The sequence below is a fragment of the Mucilaginibacter boryungensis genome, from assembly GCF_015221995.1.
GTDB lineage: Bacteria > Bacteroidota > Bacteroidia > Sphingobacteriales > Sphingobacteriaceae > Mucilaginibacter > Mucilaginibacter boryungensis.
The window spans coordinates 1,037,016-1,055,233 of record NZ_JADFFM010000001.1 but is presented as its reverse complement, the minus strand read 5'-3'; the positions used below and the strand labels follow the sequence as shown (position 1 = coordinate 1,055,233).

The window sequence follows — 18,218 nt, the reverse complement described above, 5'->3', positions numbered from 1 at the left end:
ATCCTCCACTCCTCTCTAAAAATCTAATACTTAGATTAAACAAGAAGCAGAAGGTTTAGTTTCTAAAGACCAAAGCATAAAGCTTTTAGCTTACGACAAGTACTTCCCAACAATAGGCATCCTGCGCCCCATGCCAAATGCCTTTGGCGATACCCGCAAAATAGGCGGCGTTTGGTAACGTTTATGTTCGGCCATATTTACCAGCTTAATTACACGCTGCACAACAGCTTCATCATAACCTTTTTCAATAATTTGCGATGACGACAACCTGTTTTCAAGATACTCCTTCAATACCTTGTCCAGTATATCATATTCAGGCAGCGAATCGCTATCTTTTTGATCGGGCCTTAACTCGGCCGATGGTGGTTTTATTATGGAGTTTACCGGGATGATCTCTTTATCGCGGTTAATATAATTAGCCATCTGGTATACCTGTGTTTTATAAACATCGCCTAAAACGGATATCCCGCCGCACATATCGCCATATAGGGTGCCATACCCCACGGCTGCTTCACTTTTGTTTGATGTATTCAACAGGATATAGCCAAACTTATTACACATAGCCATCAGCACCACTGCCCTGCTGCGCGATTGGATATTCTCTTCGGCGATGTTAAATGGCAGCCCCTGAAATTGCGGTTGCAGGGCCGATTCAAATGCATCGGTAATTTGACGGATAGGAACGGTCTCTGATTTACACCCCAGGTTACGCACCAGTATCTCGGCATCGGTAATAGAGTGATCTGTTGAATAGCGCGATGGCAGTAACACCGCCATCACATTTTGCGGGCCCAGGGCCGCGGCGGCCAGCGCACATACCACAGCCGAATCGATCCCCCCGGATAAGCCCAGGATAGCGCTTTTAAAGCCCGATTTATAAAAGTAATCGCGGATACCTAATATCAAGCCATCGTGTATCTGTTCAATATCGCTTTGGCGGGTGGCACGCATGGTGGTCGGCTGCAACAGCTCAACCCCGGCCTTATCCTTCAGGTTGTAATAAGTAATGGCTTCCTCAAAATAAGGTAGCTCATCTACCACATCTCCTTTATTATCAAACACCAGCGATCCGCCGTCAAAGATCAGCTCGGTATGCGCCCCTACATGGTTCACATAAAACAGTGGCAAATTATAGCGGCGGGCATTGTCGCCCAATATAGCAATACGCTCCTCATCGTGGTTGTAAGCAAACGGCGATGCAGCGATATTGATCATCACATCCGGATTTTCCTTTATCAGTTCGTCCATTGGCCGGGTAATGTATAGCGGGTTTTCAATAGTGTTCCATAAGTCTTCGCAAATAGTGAGCGCAATACGGTGCCCCTTAAAATCTATACATTTAAACGAGGTGGACGGCTCGAAATAGCGGTATTCATCAAACACATCATAGTTGGGCAGCAGCGCCTTGTTTACCACGGCACTTATCTTGCCGTCGGCAATAAAATAGGCTGAATTGTTCAGGTCTTTTCCTTCAATCTTATTGTTTTCAGTCGGGATACCAATAATACAGGCAATATCGGTACACTCGGCAGCAATTTTAAGTGCGGCGTCTTCCCCGGCTTTAATGTAATCCTTAAATTCAAGAAAATCACGCGAAGGGTATCCGCATACACATAATTCGGCAAACACAACCAGGTCGGCGCCCTCTTGTCTTGCTTTTTTTATACTATCAATAATTTTGGCCGTGTTCGATTCAAAATTGCCAATATGGTAGTTCAGTTGCGCTAATGCTATTTTCATATTTGGTTTGATGGATATTTGGAACTGCACAAAATACAGTCCAAAAACTATAAATTTGCCGAAAGCATTGATATGATACCGGCTAAAAACAAAGCAAAGCAAATTTACTTAATTTTCATAACCGGCATCCTGCTGGCATCCTGTACAAATCATAAAAAAATTGACGTAAGTAATATACAGCTTGAGGTTAAGATAGACCGCTTTGACCACGACCTGGACCAGATGCGCCAAAAACCAATGGCTGCGCAGGCGCTTTTCCTTCAACGTAAATATGGCGCTTTTTATCAGGACTTTATTGAACGCATTTTACCTATGGGTAGTATCCGCGATTCATCATATTTTAAAACGCTGCGCGGTATGCTGGCCAACAAGGCCTATAAAGATGTAAAACACGATGTAGATTCCGTTTACCCTAACCTTGATAAGCAGGAAGCCGAATTAACCGACGCTTTTAAACATATCAAATATTATTTCCCTAAAAAACAGCTGCCAAAAATATATGCCTATATATCTGGCTTCCAGGCGCAAACAAGTATTGGCGATGGCTATTTTGCTATCGGTCTGGATATGTTTTTAGGTGAAAATTCCCGCTTTTACCCCGCATTGATACAAATTGTACCGCATTATGTATCGCGCAGGTTTACACCCGATAATATTACACCACGGGTGGTTGAAGGCATTGCCCGCGAGGATATGTTCCCCGAACCGGATAAAGATAAAAACCTGCTGGATAAGATGATATACGCCGGCAAGATCATGTACTTTATGGATCAGATCATCCCGGACGTGCCCGATAGTACAAAAATTGGCTTTACCAATGCACAAATGAAATGGTGCGACCAATACAAGGCTGATATATGGGGTTACTTTTTAGAAGAAAACCTGTTGTATAATTCGGATGAGATAAAAATTCAAAAGTTTTTGGGCGAAGCGCCATTCACACCGGGTTTAGGTGAAAATAACGAATCGGCCCCAAAATTAGGTGTATGGACCGGTTGGCAAATAGTACGCGCCTATATGGACAAGAACCCCAATATTACCCTGCCCCAATTAATGGCAACCGATGATGCGCAGAAGATACTGAACGGATCGAAATACCGGCCGAAATGATGTTCATTTTTTGAAGACGCGAATACGCATACTTTCCTGACAATAAACAATTTCATTTAAGGTAATTTGTATAGCGATAATAATGTTATATTGCTTTAATTATTACCTAACCTATGGCCACTAAAAAAACAACCTTCATTTTATTATGCCTCATACTGGCATTTGCTAAACCTATTCTTGCCCAGCAAACTGAATTTTTAAATAACCTGCAACAATACGGAGCGGCCATGCCGCAGGAAAAAGTATACCTGCACTTAGATAAACCCCATTACCTTACCGGCGATGATATTTGGCTTAAGGGTTATGTTACCTTTGGCGTTCAAAATCAGTTATCGGCCTTAAGCAAAATACTATATATCGATCTGATCGATCCATCTAACAAAGTAATAAACCAAACCAAACTGCTGATACTGCACGGTGTGACCATTGGCGATTTACACCTGGTTGATACCTTAAAACAAGGCACCTACCATTTGCGTGCTTACACCAACTGGATGCGTAACCTGCCTGAGGAAACTTTTTTTAATAAAGAATTTACCATTGGCCGTGTACAGGATGCTACCGGTACGGCACAAAATAAACCTGCCGGTACTAACGGCACTAAACAGGCAAAAAGCAACAGCATTAGTTTTATGCCCGAAGGCGGTAACATGGTGGCGGGACTGCAAAGTCGGGTAGCATTTAAAATGTTGCAACCAGATGGTTTTGCAGCCGGTGGAAGTGGTTATGTTACCGATGATACGGGCGAAAAACTGGCGGAATTTACCGCAGGTTATGCAGGCATGGGCAGTTTTTTCCTGACACCGCAAGCTGGCAAGGCCTACAAAGCTGTAGTGACCTATACCAACGGAACAACCCAAACTACTAACCTGCCTGCCGCACTACCCGAAGGTTTTGTTTTAACGCTGTTGCCCCACCTGCCGGTGAATGTATTGCTGGCTATAAAGACCAGTCCGGCGTTGGTGAAAAACCAAAATGTAACCATACTGGTGCAAAAGCAGGGTAAAGTTATTTATGCAGGGCAAAAAGTTATTAATGCGCCTGAATCGTTAACCCGGCTGCCGCTGGATAAGTTCCCGTCGGGGATAATACAGGTAACCTTGTTTAACGAAAATATGCAGCCACTATGCGAGCGACTGTTCTTTAACCTGAACCCACATACCGCACTACCGCTTACTGCCAGTTTAGATAATCAGCAATATAAGAACCGTCAGCAAGTTATGGTAACCCTTAAAGCCGGCGAGGATGCCGATAGCCTGCGTAACGGTACTTTTTCGGCAGCAGTAGTTAACCTAGGCGGCTTGCCGCAGCTTAAAACTAACCAATCAGGCATTTTACCGGGATTATTGTTAACCCCCGAATTGAAAGGTTATGTAGAAAACCCCGATCATTATTTTGAGGTGTTTGATAACGACCGCATGACCGAACTGGACAACCTTATCTTGTGCCAGGGCTGGCGGCGCATTGTGTGGGAAGATGTAAAAGCCGGAAAAATGCCTATGGTTAATTTCCAGCCCGAAAAATCGTTTACCATTAGCGGTACGGTAACTTCACGTAACGGTACACCCGCAGCAAATGTGAAAGTATCGTTGCTTTCGGTCAAATCGTACATGGGTATTGACACGGTTACCGATGCTAAGGGGCGTTATGTGTTTAATAACTTGTTGCTGAACGAGAATAACCGCTTCTCGGTAACCGTGCACGATGATAAGCGCAACCTAATTTTAAAAGTTGATCCTCAGCCCGGGGTAAGCAGCTATACACCTTTGAATAACGGGCAACCTATAGATGACGCTACCTACCAGGCGTATCTGAAAACTGCTTACAAACAATTGCCCGATTCGGTAAAACAGCGGTTAGGCGCAATCAATTTAAAGGAAGTTAACATCACCACTACCCGATCAAAAAGCAAAATGGTGCCTGCTTTTTCGGCCAACCGCAATGGTGCGGGTAATGCCGACGAGATTTTCCTGGCCGATGAGATGAAATACAGCATGACGCTGAAACAGTTTTTACAGGGCAGGGCTATGGGAGTTAAGTTTATTGATGATAGCGCGTTTGTTAACCGTGCAGATAATTTTTTAACGGGACAGAACGCGCCTAAACCAATGACGATAATGCTGGACGGTGTGGAATTACACTCAGATGGTGATGCTCCATTAAACTGGATACCTGTTGAAGATGTAGCGAGTATTGAAATACTGCGCACTGCCGCTACCAGTGCTTTATACGGTGGTAACAATGGGGTTATTATTATCACTACAAAAACCGGCAAGAGTGAGCTGCATTACCCTTCAAAACCATCGCCGGGGACTGTACCGTTAATTATAACCGGCTACCACGCTATCAGGGAATTTTACGCCCCCAACTATACTGTAAACCCGAGCGCTATACCCGACCATCGTACTACTATATATTGGAAACCGGATATTGTTACCGATAAAGCCGGAAACGCCACCTTTAAGTTTTATACCACTGATGATAAAGGGACTTATCAAATAACTATTGAGGGCATTACGGCCGATGGCCGCCCCGCCCATGTGGTAAAGAGTTTTACCGTGGAGTAATAAATGACACATTAAAAAGCTACATAACAAAAAAAGAGCGGCCGGAAAACCTGGCCGCTCTTTTTATATGCTAATCGCTTCTGCTTATTTCATTATGGCAAATACCGTTCTAAGCGATAAAATAACTGCAACAACCATGATCAGGTTTGAAACAGCGCTTAGTGTAGCCGAATCACCGGCGAAACGCAGATATACACCTACCAAGCCTATAACTGTGGCAATAACTAACATTACATAATGGTGTGTTGCATTTGCGTTTTCTGCTGTGTTCATTTTATTGATGTTTTGTTTGTGCAAAAATATAAATGTTTATGAAAATAGTGTAAGCAATTTCATATTTTATGTAGTCGCTTCGGCCTTATTTTGCTTTTTCCTTTTGTAAATAACTATACCTATCCAAATCAGTGCGCCAATTAACAGGAACACCCATAAATTAAGCAAACCAACTATCATGGCCGAGAAGTAATGCCAGCCATTGGAAAATGCCATGCCCACCCGCGTGCCCAGGGGTGTGTTGTAATGCGACAGGTCATCGCTCAATACAATTTCCTTTGCTATTGTATTGTTTTGGTAAAGGTTCAAATTCAGCACACTAAATTTCGCAGCTTCATCGGTACGCATGTTGCTTATCTTACGGTCTACCACATCATCTTTTAGTTGTAAGATGCTATCCGCGCCACGCTGGGTTAATTTAATGTGCCTCCTCTGGTTGACTGAGGCTATCCGGTTTTGCGACTTCAATTTTTCCGAAAGGTAATCCAGCGAACGGTCTTCCACCTCCATCTTTCTATTATCCACATAAGCGCCCATTTGGGCTATCGAATCCATCAGGACCTCTACGTATTCTACCGGCACTTTTATGGTCATATCGGCCGTGCTGTTGTAAACGGTTAGTTTCTTTACCGAATCGTTAGGCATATCTATACTTTGCTGGCTTATGATATTCGAATGCATATCGTGATGCATCACCATACCCCCACAAAGTGTAGTTAGCTTTGATATCTGTTGGGTGGCCTGCCTTACGTCTTTTACTTTAAACCGTATTTCTCCGGTTTTTACCAGCTTGGTATTTTCAGCAGAATCCATTTGTGCAGCAGCCCGCTTCGCACTATCAGCGCTTGAAGATGATCCTGAGCCTTTGCATGCGGCAAGCAGTACGGTGCCGGCCAGCAGCGCCATTAAAATTTTTGTTTTCATGATGTTAATTTTTAGTGGTTTCTAAGTCACCCTTTCAATATACCGGCCGGCTTTATTCAGAGGATGTGGTTGCTTTTTTTAATTGATACATGCCAAGGCATAATAGTAACCCTACCCTATTGTAAAATATGTTGTTACAATGTTTGACTGCTGGTTTTAAGTTGCAGTTTTCAAGAACCATTAACATCTATCGTGGTTATACTATAAATTCACTATAAACCGCAACATTATGGCAGGCCCCTTAAAAGTTACCGTTACTAAAAATATTAATGCCCCTGTAGCCAGCGTATGGCAGGCATTTACCGATCCGGATATGATCAAACAATACCTGTTTGGAACTACTGTAACATCCGACTGGAAACTGGGCAGCAGCATTACTTATACCGGCGAATGGGAAGGTAAAAGCTATGAAGATAAGGGCCAGATTATGGATGTGATCCCTTTTAAACGCCTGCACACTACCTATTGGAGCAGCATGAGCGGCAAAGCCGATAAACCTGAAAACTACGTAGACGTATTTTATGAAGTTGAGCCCAATGGCGATGGTAGTAAAGTTACCATTACCCAGGAGGGAATAGAGAACGAAGATGGAGTTGAACACATGAAGAAAAACTGGGGTATGGTGCTGGATGCGATGAAGAAACTGCTGGAAGCGTAAACCAGTAGCAACGGGATGCATACCAGTAACACATCCCGTTGTAGTTATTACGGATGATACGTCATTGCCGCATGCTTCAGTACATCAGCTTTGTAAAACAGCACATCTTTAAATTGCCCGTTAATATGCCCCTCGGCCTGATCGGTAAAGTTTTTCGATTGCGGATCGAACGATTGCCCGCCGGTCATAATACTTTTAGCTTTTATCTTCGGCCCAAACTCTACAGCCGCAATAAAACTATTGCCGCTGTAGCCATAGCGCTTTTTGGTGCCATTCATTGGTCGGCTCACAAATGATGGCAGTTGCCCGAATAATGATGATACCTGCCCTACCGGGATGCTCGGCGCGTTATCATCAAATACACCATTTGCCGGTCGCTGGTAGCGGTTAATATCGCCCCATTGTACTTTCCAGTCGCCGTAACGGCTTTGCAGGCTGTGGATAGTATTAGTTAATTCATTTAAAAATTGAGCAGACCGGGCATTGGCCAGCATGGCCTCTGTACGTTTGGTTTGATAAGTGCCCTCCTCTGACGATCTGGCCCGTGGCAGCAATTGCATCATGCGCGTGCCCCACTCAAATGCTATGGTAGTAGCTACCGAATTTACCGCAGACCGTCTGTCCCATTGCTGTAATACTTGTATAGGTTCCTTAAGCGATGTTCTAATGCTATCCGGAGCATCGGCGTAAGCTTTAAATAACGGCGGCAGCATCACATCAAAGGCCGTCAGGTATTTATCGTAGCCCTTCTTTATTAGATCATCCATGGTCATGTTTTTAGCACCATTGAATAATTTAACAGCATTGACACCCCGATAATTCTGCCCGTCGGGCGCCATATAGGCCGGGTATTTCGTTTTATCAGGACTTGCCGTGCCTGATGAAGTAAACGGGGTAGAATTACAGTTCTCTATCCATCCGGTTGATGGATTATATACATGTACTATTTCATCCTGCTTGTGCAGGCCCTGCCATTCGGTAGTTGGGGTAGTGCCGTCTACGGGCTGTGTCCAATCCAGTTTAGGATCGCGTTTTGGCGTAAAGTTGCCGTACCAGAAAGCGATGTTGCCTTGGTCATCAGCATATACCGTATTATTGGTGGCATTATGCCCAATATCCATGGCTTTTTTATACTCAGCAAAAGTATTGGCTTTAGTGATCAACCATGACTCCAGTAAGGCCGGATACGATCGGTTATCGTTCCTCAGCGAAAGCCATTTACCATTGCGCGCACCCAGTACCGGGCCATGGTGTGTGTAATAACCCGTGAAGGTTTTTGAGACCACTTTATCACCCTCCTTAACATTTATGTTCAGTTTGCGTTCGGTTACCGGTTTTTGCTGGCCGTTATACTCGTAATACCATTTGCCGTCCTTCTTAGTTACTTTTTCGGCATACAGATCACCTACATCGGCGTTACTGCTGGTGTGCATCCAGCCGCAGTGCTGGTTAAAGCCCTGGTAAACAAAAAACTGGCCCCAGGTTACCGCGCCATAAACGTTTAAACCTTCATTACTAACCAGTTGCACTTCGCTGCGGAAATAGAACGGCACATGCGGGTTGATATATAGCATGGCATGCCCCGAAGCCGTTAACTTAGGCGATAAGGCAAACCCGTTCGATCCGATCTCCCGCTCGTCCAGTTCTTCCTGCAAAGTTTTGGGCTGCTTTAGCTTACCCAAATCTATCCCCGGCTGACCGTAAAAGCGGGCTGTCTCACTTAAGCCTAACCCGCCGGTAACGGTAGCCGATACGCTGCCATCGGTAAACATCAGCGCGTACCAGGGCTCAAAGTGTTTAAACACCAGCGGCTTAACATCGGGATGTTTATACAGGTAATAATTGATACCATCGGCAAAGGCATCCATCAGTTTTTTAAACCATGGCGGACTGGCTTTGTAATCTTTTATCGCGTCGGCGCTGTCGGCAATCATTTGCAACTGCACATCGGTATAGAGATTGCTTTCGCCGTCAACCTCGGCCTGGCGGCCTATCTGATAAAGATAATTACGTTCAATACCCTTAAAGTTATCCTCGCATTGGCTGTACATCAGCCCAAAAACTACCTGCGCATCGGTCTGCGCATAAATATGCGGCACGCCCCAGTTGTCGCGAATTATAGTTACTGCTTTTGCCTGCTGTTTGTAACGGCTAATTTCCTGCGGGGTAAATTTTTGTGCCGACACCATTAACGGCAACACAGCATATATCAGGAGTAATATTTTTTTCATGCGATGGGATTACAGAAACGAAATTTAGGTATTTGCCCTCATCAAACACTCAAGGTCACAAACATTTTTCACAAGTGTTTCACAGCACCGTGAAGCAAGTGTAAACTACGGCAGTTTAAACATTATGTTTTTTCTTCCCGATAGCGGAGCTGCTTCACTTTACATGCGAGGTCCTGAAACAAGTTCGGGATGACGTTGTGTGAAGAGTTCTACTAATCTTTTATCACAAACTCATCTGCATCGCGCAAAAACGGCATGGCACGGCGTACCCGTGTTAATTCATCGGGGTTAATAGTGAAGGTGTATACATCTTCCTCGTCGCGTTTGTAATAAACCACATCGCCGTTGGGGCTAATACAGGTACTATCACCCGAATGGTAAACCTCGTTACCATCGTGGCCTACACGGTTCAAGCCTATCACATAACTTTGGTTCTCCACAGCGCGGGCCGGTATCAGGGTGCGCCAATGCAAGGCGCGTTTCTCGGGCCAGTTGGCTACAATGATCAGCATATCGTATTGCTCTTTCACATTACGCAGCCACACGGGGAAACGGAGGTCGTAACATATCATCGGGCAAATTTTCCAGCCTTTTAACTCTACTACCAGTTTTTTAGTTCCGGCAGTGTAGGTCAGGTGCTCTTTACCCATGGCAAACAGGTGGCGTTTATCATAATGCTCATAAGTACCGTCGGCGCGCATCCAAATCAGGCGGTTATAGTATTTGTTATTTTCTTTAATAATCAGGCTGCCGGTAATGGTGCAATTGTATTTTTCGGCAGTTGCTTTCATCCATTGCATGGTTTTACCACCCATGGGTTCGCCCAGGCGTTCGGCATCCATAGTAAAACCGGTGTTAAACATTTCCGGCAGAATAATGAGGTCAGTTTTTTCGCGTATGCCGCCCAATCGCAACGTAATGTTTTGCAGGTTCTTATCAATATTTTCCCAAAAAAGATAGCCTTGATAAGTAGTGATCTTTAAGTTTTCCATCGGTTGATTTTTTAGGCCCGGCTTATATGTTTTACGGTAAAAGCTTCGTATATGTTTTAAATCTTTATCAATCTTTCAACGGCTTTATCCAGCGTTTCTTGCCTTTTGGCGAAACAAAATCTTAAAATATGATGATCTGTCGCCTTACTATAGAAAGCTGAAACCGGTATAGATGCCACCCCAAATTCCCTGGTGATACGTATAGCCAGGTCGGCATCCTTTTCATCCGTAATATCCTGATAACTTACACATTGAAAGTACGATCCCTGGCAGGGCAGCAGCTTAAAACGACTGTTTTTCAACCCATTCCTAAAGTAATCGCGCTTTTGCTGAAAGAATGCCGGCAAACCCGCATAAACGTTTTCATCCTTCAGGTATTCGGCAATAGCTGCTTGCATGGGCGTATTAACGCTGAACACCAAAAACTGGTGTACTTTTCTAAACTCCTGCATCAGGTTGGCCGGGGCCAGGCAATAGCCAATTTTCCAGCCGGTACTGTGGAACAATTTACCAAACGACACGGCTATAAAACTGCGCTTGCGCAATTCGGGGTAGCGGGCCATGCTTTGGTGTTCCTGCCCGTCGTAAACCAGATGTTCGTACACCTCATCACTTAGTATAAAGATATCCTGGCCTTTTACAATGGCTATCAATTCATCAATATCGGTTTTGCTTAAAATACTGCCGGTTGGGTTTTGCGGCGAGTTGAGGATGATCATCCGGGTTTTACTGGTGATCAACCGTTTAACCATATCCCATGGGATGCGGTAATCGGGCGGTTCCAGTTCCAGCGATTTAACAATGCCGCCCATTAGTTTGATAGCCGAGGCATAACTATCATAAGCCGGCTCAAAAATGATCACCTCATCGTTAGGGTGTATCACAGCGCTAATAGCCGTAAAAATAGCCTGCGTACCACCGGCAGTAACGGTTATTTCGGTATCCGGGTTATAAGTAGCGCCATATAGCTTTTCCGTTTTTATGCTAATCTGCTCGCGCAGGATCATCAATCCGGCCATGGGGGCATATTGGTTAAAACCATCTTTCATAGCCCGGGTTACCAGATCAACTAATTCGGGCGGGCAATCGTAATCCGGGAAACCTTGCGACAGGTTAATAGCGCCGGTTTCAGCCGCAAGGGCCGACATCACAGTAAAAATAGTAGTGCCCGTTTGGGGCAGTTTAGAAGTAACAGGTATCATGCAGGGTCTAAAATAAGGATTTTTTATTTTACCCATTTAGCATCGTCGGTCAGCCATGCGTAAAACCAACGTAAGCGCCCTGATACTCTTGCACTTCATTAGCAAAAATATTTAACTTAGCCCCTTATGAAACCCCTTAGATACATCGCCGTAGTTTTTATAATTTACTTAGTAGCTGGCTGCAATGGCAGCAAAGTGCCTGTGGTAGGTTTTGTTGATGCTTTTGAAGATGCTACCGTTGGGCAAGCCCGCGTTGGCTTTACCGACGCGCTTAAAAAAGGCGGCTACAGCGAAGCTGAGCATACCGTTAAAATTGAATACCGCAACGGCCAGGGCAGCATTCCTACCGTAGTACAAATTGCCAATTATTTTATTAATAAACCGGTTGATATACTGGCCACTAATACCACGCTTTCAACTTTAGCCTGTGTGCAAAAAACCAAAACCATCCCAATTTTTGCAATGGTATCGCCAACGCCCGAGCGTATGAAAGTACTGGATAACTATGGCCGTAACCCGCCCAACCTGTTTGGCGCTGTAGAAGACTTGAAATATATTGATACCTCGTTTAAACTGATACCGCAATTGCTGAAACCTAAAATGGGCAAGCTGACGGTCGGCGTTATATATAACGAATCGGAGCCGCAATCGAAAGACGCGCTGGAAGTAATAAAGAAACAGGCCGCGGCATCAAATGTTGACCTGGTTATTGCACCGGTATATACCTCGGCCGATGCGCAGTTGGTTACCCAATCTATATTGAATAAGAACATCGACGCCTTTTTTGCCTTGCCCGATAATATTGTTTTTGCCTCTTTTGAAACTATTTTGAAAGGCTGCGATGCGAAATTTGTCCCCATTTTTACCAGCGAGGCCGGTTTGGTTAAGCGCGGCGCGGTGGTTGCCTTTGGTGCCGATATGTACCAGTGGGGCTACCAGGCGGGCGAACAGGCCGTGCAATACCTGAAAACCCGCGATACTACCGGCCTGCACCCTACTATGGTGAAAGTTAGGCGCCGCGTATACAACCCAGCTATGGTGGCCAAATATCATATTACTGTGCCCACAAACTTCCAGGCTGTAAAATAATGGAATTTTACCTCACCGCGTTATTATTAGGCTTGTGTTTCGGCACCCTTGCGCTGGGGATATTTATTTCCATGAAAATATTTAACATCCCTGATATTACTACCGATGGGAGTTACACCCTGGGCGGCGCAGTTACTGCTGTGTTAATGGCACAACATCAACCAGCCTACATTATATTACCCGCCGTAATTATTGCCGGTGCACTGGCAGGAGCTTTAACGGGACTGATACACACTAAATTGAAAATTAATGCACTGTTGGCGGGCATTTTGGTAATGACAGCGTTATACTCTGTCAACCTAACCATTATGGGGCGATCAAATTTGCCGTTGATAAACCTGCCGTCGTTATTTACTTTGATCAATTTCAGTTCAGATCCTAACCATAACGCGTTGTGGATATTACTCCTATTTGTGGTTTTAGTTACTTTATTTATTGGCTACGTACTGAAAACCGATTTTGGCATAGCCATGCGCGCCACGGGCAATAGCGAAAGTATGATCCGCGCGCTGGGGGTAAATACAGACCGGATGAAAGTTATAGGTTTGGCGCTGGCTAACGCGCTGACGGCAGTAAGTGGTTACCTGATTACCCAATACCAGGGCTTTGCCGACATCAGCATGGGGATTGGTGTGGTCATAACGGGTTTAGGCTCGGTTATTATTGCCGAAACTATGATCAATTGGTTGCATATTACCTCTGTTTGGGCCAGTTTGGCCTGGGTGCTGGGCGGCGCTATTGTTTTTCAATTAGTATTGGCCTTTACACTAAGCGCCGGTGTTGATGCTAACCTGCTGAAGCTGGTTACCGCCGCATTTGTGCTGTTAATTGTAGGTTTACCACGTTTAACCCGGAGGGCCGCATGATACAATTGACCGACCTCCACAAAACCTTTAACAAAGGTCAGCCTAACCAGGTACATGCCATTAGCGGCGTCAATCTGACTATTGCCAGTGGCGAGTATGTTATTATTGTAGGGTCGAATGGCTCGGGTAAGTCAACCTTATTAAATTTAGTATCGGGTAGTATTTTACCTACAAGTGGCATCATTAGTATTGATGGCACTAATGTTACCAAACTGGCCGAATACAACCGCAGTAAATGGATAGCCCGGGTGTTTCAAAACCCGCTAAGCGGCACCGCTCCTGATCTAAGCATACTGGATAATTTCCGTTTGGCCGCATTACGCACTAAGCCCAAAGGTTTTGGCATTGGCGTTACCGAAGCTTTTAAAAAGCAGGTAAAAGAAAAGATCAGCCTGTTGAACATGGGCCTTGAAAACAAAACCGAACAGCTGATGGGCACCCTCTCTGGCGGGCAGCGGCAGGCCCTTACTTTGCTGATGAGCGTAATGGACGATTGCAAAATACTTTTGCTGGATGAGCCATCGGCAGCATTAGACCCGCGATCGGCACAGGTGGTGATGCAAACGGCCGATACGTTAATTAAAGACTTCAACCTGACCGCAATTCTGGTCACCCATAACCTTAAGGATGCTTTTACTTACGGCAACCGCATCATCCAAATGAGTGAAGGTGTTGTTTTGCACGACCTGAGTTCGGAAAAGAAAGCAGCCTTATCGCAGAATGACCTGTTTGAGTGGTTCTCTTAAAGCGAAAAGCTGAAAGCATAGAGCTAAAAGCTATAAATATGCTGCTTTAGGCTTTTTGCCTTCTGCTTTCCGCCTATTGGCAAAGTAATTGTATAGGTATGCGTACCATGAAGAACATCACTTTTAACGATATAAAAGATGCCTACCAGTTAGTGCAGGGCGCTAAAATAAAAGGCAAAACGCAGGACGAACTTTTTGAATTAGGCGAATACGACGCTAATAAACGCGGCTACGTTGTTTATCCTTTTGAGGATGGCATGATCTATACCGATTTTAAAATGATCATCACCGAAAAGGAACTGATGAATAACTATATGATAGAGCCGGTACAGACCAGCCCATTCCAGAAGGCAGCATAAATGAATGTGCAGATGCGTGTATATGCAAATGTGCAGATGAAATTATCTCGATTTTTAGTACCCTGACAATTAATCATTTGCATATCTGCACATCTGCATATTTGCACATTGAATAGTTTTTGCATAAAAACTATTCCCCGCGCGGGCTTTTTTGCTATATTTGCCCCGGGTAAGTCTTTTACGACCAGCTCCTTTTGAACTCCCCCAGGGTGGGAACACAGCAAGGGTAGAAGGTTGAGCGGTGCGATAAAAGTAGCTTACCCATTTTTTATGGAATTAACTCCCGAAAGGGACAAAAATAATATAGCAAAGCCTTCAGTAATTGAAGGCTTTGCTGTTTTCATTACATTTGCTTTATGCTGGATATATTAATCATCGGTGGTGGCCCTATTGGCCTGGCTTGCGGATTGACCGCGCAAAAAGCGGGATTGAGCTTTATTATTGTAGAGAAAGGCTGTCTGGTCAACTCGCTATACAATTATCCGGCTACCATGACCTTTTTTTCTACTTCCGAGAAACTGGAGATTGGCGGCGTACCCTTTATAACTATTAACAAACGCCCTAACCGTACCGAAGCGCTTGAATATTACCGTCGCGTAGCCTTCTCTTATAACCTGCCTGTTAATTTGTTTGAGGAAGTGATTAAGATGGAGCACAAAGGCAGGCATTATGATATTACCACATCTAAAGCCACCTATCAGGCTAAAAATGTAATTATATCTACCGGGTTTTATGATATCCCGGTAACAATGGATATCCCCGGTGAAGACCTACCTAAGGTGAAGCATTACTACCAGGACCCGCATTATTACGCATTACAAAAAGTGCTGGTAGTTGGTTCCAGCAATTCGGCTATTGATGTAGCGCTGGAAACTTACCGTAAAGGCGCCGAAGTGACGCTGGTGATACGCAGCGATGAGGTGAGTAAGCGTGTTAAATATTGGGTGCGCCCTGATATTTTAAACCGGATAAAAGAAGGCAGTATTAAAGCCTATTTTAATTCGAGCGTGGTTGCTATACGCCCGCATGAAGTTGAGATTAAAACCCCTGATGGTAATATTACCCTTGCCAATGATTTTGTAATGGCTATGACGGGTTATAAACCGAATTTCCAGTTTCTGCATAACCTGGGAATAAGTCTGTCTGAAGATCAAAAGTTCATCCCCCATTATAATCCTGAAACGATGGAAACCAATCGGAAAGGCGTTTACCTGGCTGGTGTTGTTTGCGGGGGCATGGATACGCATCTGTGGTTCATCGAGAATTCGCGCGTACATGCGGATATGATCATCAACAATATTGTACAAAAGCAATAATTATCTGTCAAACGTCATTCAGATTTTTCGGGGTATTTGGCAAGGGAGATGCCGAAGCAAGTCGGGCATAAGGTAGGTAGCTGATTATACCTTAGTAATTAACCCGTTAACGGTTTCTATCAATTGCGACAGGTCGAACGGTTTAGAGATCACAGCATCACAGCCGTATTTAGCATAATCAATACTAAGGTTAATATAAGCGGAGAAAATAATAACTGGGATGTGTTTAAATTTAGGGTGCGATTTCAACTCGTGGCAAATTTCGCCGCCGTTGGCATTGTTTAGGCGATAATCTAAAATAATCAGGTCGGGGTTGTAGGCTTCGGTTACTGCTATAATACCCTCACTGTTTGATGTGGCATGCACGTCAAAATTTTCGTAGGCCAAAACCTCGTTTACAACCTCTAATATGTCCTGGTTATCGTCCAGTACCAAAATACGTTTTAACATTTATTGCAATGGCCTACAGGCAGGTGTTGAATGATTATTTGCTATTTGAAGTATCGGAAAACTGCGTTAATATATTTAACCGTGTAGTTTAAAATGCAACGCAATAATAATTATAATTTTATTATCATGCAATTTCAAGTTAAAATAATTTATTTTATTAACTTATAATAAAAACTCGTGTAATAATATACAATATAATATCGGGATAGCATAAACAAGGCTGAAATGGTTAATGCTATATTGAAGGAGGTACAATTAATTATTAAGCTGCCAGTTGATGCTCAATTTTTTTCATAAGGAAGTCCAGATCGAATGGTTTGGGTAGAAAATCGTTGGGCGCACCTTCTCTGTTTAACCACGATGCATCATTCTCTGAGGCAGAGATAAGGATAATAGGAATATTACCGCTGTTTTCAACCGATTTAATATCACGGCATATTGTCCGGCCATCCATTCCGGCCAGCATAATATCCATTAAAATTAAATCGGGGTGATATTCATTAATACGATCAAATATTTTGTCGCCACGGGATAGCGTACTTACTTTGTAGCCATAATAGGAAAGCACTTCGCCAAGCATCTCCAGAATACCCGGATCATCATCCACCACTAATATCCTTTTTTCCTTTTCCATGATACTGAACTGCTTGCAATAGGCATGCCAAATAATAGCATTTTTACGCGATAGCAGGGGTGTACCTATAAAATGGCCTATTTATTACTACAACCTATTGTTATAAAATATATTGCATTATTATAAACACATATTATGCAGCATTTTTACCACATCATATTAATTTTCAATGCATCCCGTTTTTTAGGGCAATAAATTTTTATTCTGCATAAAATTTATAGTATAAAAAAACGTTTGATAGTTAAATTTTAACGGTAAATGTATATTTGCCAAGCCTCAATCACCTATTTAAATATACCTTATGTTTTTCCAACTGCCGGAAGAAGAAGTAACCAAAGTATTTGGCCGTAATCTTAAAAAACTACGCCTGCAACGAAAATTATCGATGGATAAATTAGCCCGTATGGCCGATATGGAACTTTCGCAAATATACCGTATTGAGAATGGTCGGGTAAATGCCAAACTAACAACTATTGCAGCCTTGGGTAAAGCCCTGGATATTGACCCCAATGAATTACTTAAGATACCAAACCTACCTCACGATTAACGGGCTACGCTGTTGGTATAAATTTATGGGTAAGCGCAATTAGATCGCTTAGTTCAAAAGGCTTTTCAAGATAGGCATCGGCACCGCTTTGTTTGGCTATTTTGCCAATATTGGGCACAGTAGAAATTAATACCACCGGTAAATGCCGTAAGTGTGGGCTGGTTTTAATGTGTTTGCAAATATCACTGCCTCTTTTTACCGGTAAATACTCATCAATAAATACCAGGTCGGGCTTTATGTCGCCAAGTTCAGATTCAATACTCCCGTCTTTACAAGGGATCAGCTCGTGTCCATCGCTGGTTAATACATAATCCACCACATCCATAATATCTGGATTATCCTCAATTACAACGATTTTCACTCAGGTAAATATTTATTATTAGTTAATAGATGTGATGTTATCAAAGATAACTGTTTAAATTAGAATACGAAATTTTCTTAATATTAAATTAGATCTTCTAAAATTACCTTGTACGAAAATACCGTGCATAATGTTGCACTTGCATTATAATCT

The 18,218-nt window shown here is 43.5% G+C and carries 18 protein-coding genes and 1 other RNA gene; 10 read left to right on the top strand and 9 right to left on the bottom strand.

Annotated features, from left to right (window positions below):
* Positions 1-90: 90 nt before the first annotated feature.
* Positions 91-1,740, bottom strand: a complete 1,650-nt coding sequence (locus IRJ18_RS04555) for an NAD+ synthase (protein ID WP_194105017.1) — start codon at positions 1,738-1,740, stop codon at positions 91-93.
* A 72-nt stretch (positions 1,741-1,812) separates the two neighbouring features.
* Here IRJ18_RS04555 and gldB point away from each other — a divergent pair, with 72 nt between their 5' ends.
* Both gldB and IRJ18_RS04545 read left to right on the top strand, forming a co-directional pair.
* Positions 1,813-2,850 (top strand): gliding motility lipoprotein GldB, encoded by a 1,038-nt coding sequence (gldB, locus tag IRJ18_RS04550; RefSeq protein WP_194106642.1) that lies wholly within the window; start codon positions 1,813-1,815, stop codon positions 2,848-2,850.
* A 113-nt stretch (positions 2,851-2,963) separates the two neighbouring features.
* Positions 2,964-5,417: a carboxypeptidase-like regulatory domain-containing protein gene (locus IRJ18_RS04545; protein ID WP_194105016.1), complete on the top strand. Its 2,454-nt coding sequence runs from the start codon at positions 2,964-2,966 to the stop codon at positions 5,415-5,417.
* Between the two features lie 84 nt (positions 5,418-5,501).
* Here the strand turns inward: IRJ18_RS04545 and IRJ18_RS04540 are convergent, their stop codons facing one another.
* Positions 5,502-5,690 carry a hypothetical protein gene (locus tag IRJ18_RS04540; protein ID WP_194105015.1) on the bottom strand — a complete coding sequence of 63 codons (189 nt, stop codon included), beginning with the start codon at positions 5,688-5,690 and terminating at the stop codon, positions 5,502-5,504.
* A gap of 66 nt (positions 5,691-5,756) precedes the next feature.
* Positions 5,757-6,614 (bottom strand): DUF4349 domain-containing protein, encoded by an 858-nt coding sequence (locus IRJ18_RS04535; RefSeq protein WP_194105014.1) that lies wholly within the window; start codon positions 6,612-6,614, stop codon positions 5,757-5,759.
* 229 nt (positions 6,615-6,843) lie between these two features.
* Here IRJ18_RS04535 and IRJ18_RS04530 point away from each other — a divergent pair, with 229 nt between their 5' ends.
* On the top strand, positions 6,844-7,272 hold the full coding sequence (locus tag IRJ18_RS04530) for an SRPBCC family protein (RefSeq protein WP_194105013.1): 429 nt from the start codon (positions 6,844-6,846) through the stop codon (positions 7,270-7,272).
* Positions 7,273-7,319: 47 nt separating this feature from the next.
* Here IRJ18_RS04530 and IRJ18_RS04525 read toward each other — a convergent pair whose 3' ends face one another.
* The 3 genes from IRJ18_RS04525 to IRJ18_RS04515 all read right to left on the bottom strand — a co-directional run bounded on the left by IRJ18_RS04525 (position 7,320) and on the right by IRJ18_RS04515 (position 11,697).
* On the bottom strand, positions 7,320-9,503 hold the full coding sequence (locus tag IRJ18_RS04525; protein WP_194105012.1) for a penicillin acylase family protein: 2,184 nt from the start codon (positions 9,501-9,503) through the stop codon (positions 7,320-7,322).
* Positions 9,504-9,715: 212 nt separating this feature from the next.
* Positions 9,716-10,495: an amidohydrolase gene (locus IRJ18_RS04520; protein WP_194105011.1), complete on the bottom strand. Its 780-nt coding sequence runs from the start codon at positions 10,493-10,495 to the stop codon at positions 9,716-9,718.
* A 56-nt stretch (positions 10,496-10,551) separates the two neighbouring features.
* Positions 10,552-11,697, bottom strand: coding sequence for a methionine aminotransferase (locus IRJ18_RS04515; protein ID WP_194105010.1), 1,146 nt, complete (start codon positions 11,695-11,697; stop codon positions 10,552-10,554).
* Positions 11,698-11,823: 126 nt separating this feature from the next.
* On the opposite strand from IRJ18_RS04515, the gene IRJ18_RS04510 reads away from it, so the two are divergent.
* The 6 genes from IRJ18_RS04510 (at position 11,824) to IRJ18_RS04485 (ending at position 16,073) form a co-directional block, all read left to right on the top strand.
* Positions 11,824-12,786: an ABC transporter substrate-binding protein gene (locus IRJ18_RS04510; protein ID WP_194105009.1), complete on the top strand. Its 963-nt coding sequence runs from the start codon at positions 11,824-11,826 to the stop codon at positions 12,784-12,786.
* Positions 12,786-13,652, top strand: a complete 867-nt coding sequence (locus tag IRJ18_RS04505) for an ABC transporter permease (RefSeq protein ID WP_194105008.1) — start codon at positions 12,786-12,788, stop codon at positions 13,650-13,652. The genes IRJ18_RS04510 and IRJ18_RS04505 overlap by 1 nt, the downstream gene beginning before the upstream one ends.
* Positions 13,649-14,398 (top strand): ABC transporter ATP-binding protein, encoded by a 750-nt coding sequence (locus IRJ18_RS04500; protein WP_194105007.1) that lies wholly within the window; start codon positions 13,649-13,651, stop codon positions 14,396-14,398. Before IRJ18_RS04505 ends, IRJ18_RS04500 begins: the two co-directional genes overlap by 4 nt.
* A gap of 107 nt (positions 14,399-14,505) precedes the next feature.
* Positions 14,506-14,757, top strand: a complete 252-nt coding sequence (locus IRJ18_RS04495; RefSeq protein WP_194105006.1) for a hypothetical protein — start codon at positions 14,506-14,508, stop codon at positions 14,755-14,757.
* Positions 14,758-14,924: 167 nt separating this feature from the next.
* An RNA gene (ffs, locus tag IRJ18_RS04490) (signal recognition particle sRNA small type) lies at positions 14,925-15,023 on the top strand.
* 90 nt (positions 15,024-15,113) lie between these two features.
* The gene (locus tag IRJ18_RS04485; protein ID WP_194105005.1) at positions 15,114-16,073 is read left to right on the top strand and encodes a YpdA family putative bacillithiol disulfide reductase; all 960 of its coding nucleotides are present in this window, start codon (positions 15,114-15,116) and stop codon (positions 16,071-16,073) included.
* A gap of 84 nt (positions 16,074-16,157) precedes the next feature.
* On the opposite strand, the gene IRJ18_RS04480 is transcribed toward IRJ18_RS04485, so the two are convergent.
* Both IRJ18_RS04480 and IRJ18_RS04475 read right to left on the bottom strand, forming a co-directional pair.
* Positions 16,158-16,523 carry a response regulator gene (locus tag IRJ18_RS04480; protein ID WP_194105004.1) on the bottom strand — a complete coding sequence of 122 codons (366 nt, stop codon included), beginning with the start codon at positions 16,521-16,523 and terminating at the stop codon, positions 16,158-16,160.
* A gap of 262 nt (positions 16,524-16,785) precedes the next feature.
* Positions 16,786-17,157: a response regulator transcription factor gene (locus IRJ18_RS04475; protein WP_194105003.1), complete on the bottom strand. Its 372-nt coding sequence runs from the start codon at positions 17,155-17,157 to the stop codon at positions 16,786-16,788.
* Positions 17,158-17,458: 301 nt separating this feature from the next.
* Between IRJ18_RS04475 and IRJ18_RS04470 the strand changes: the two genes are divergently transcribed.
* A complete protein-coding gene (locus IRJ18_RS04470; protein WP_194105002.1) occupies positions 17,459-17,704 on the top strand; it encodes a helix-turn-helix domain-containing protein in 246 nt (81 codons plus the stop codon).
* Between the two features lie 4 nt (positions 17,705-17,708).
* Here the strand turns inward: IRJ18_RS04470 and IRJ18_RS04465 are convergent, their stop codons facing one another.
* Positions 17,709-18,065: a response regulator gene (locus IRJ18_RS04465; RefSeq protein ID WP_194105001.1), complete on the bottom strand. Its 357-nt coding sequence runs from the start codon at positions 18,063-18,065 to the stop codon at positions 17,709-17,711.
* Between the last annotated feature and the right edge of the window lie 153 nt (positions 18,066-18,218).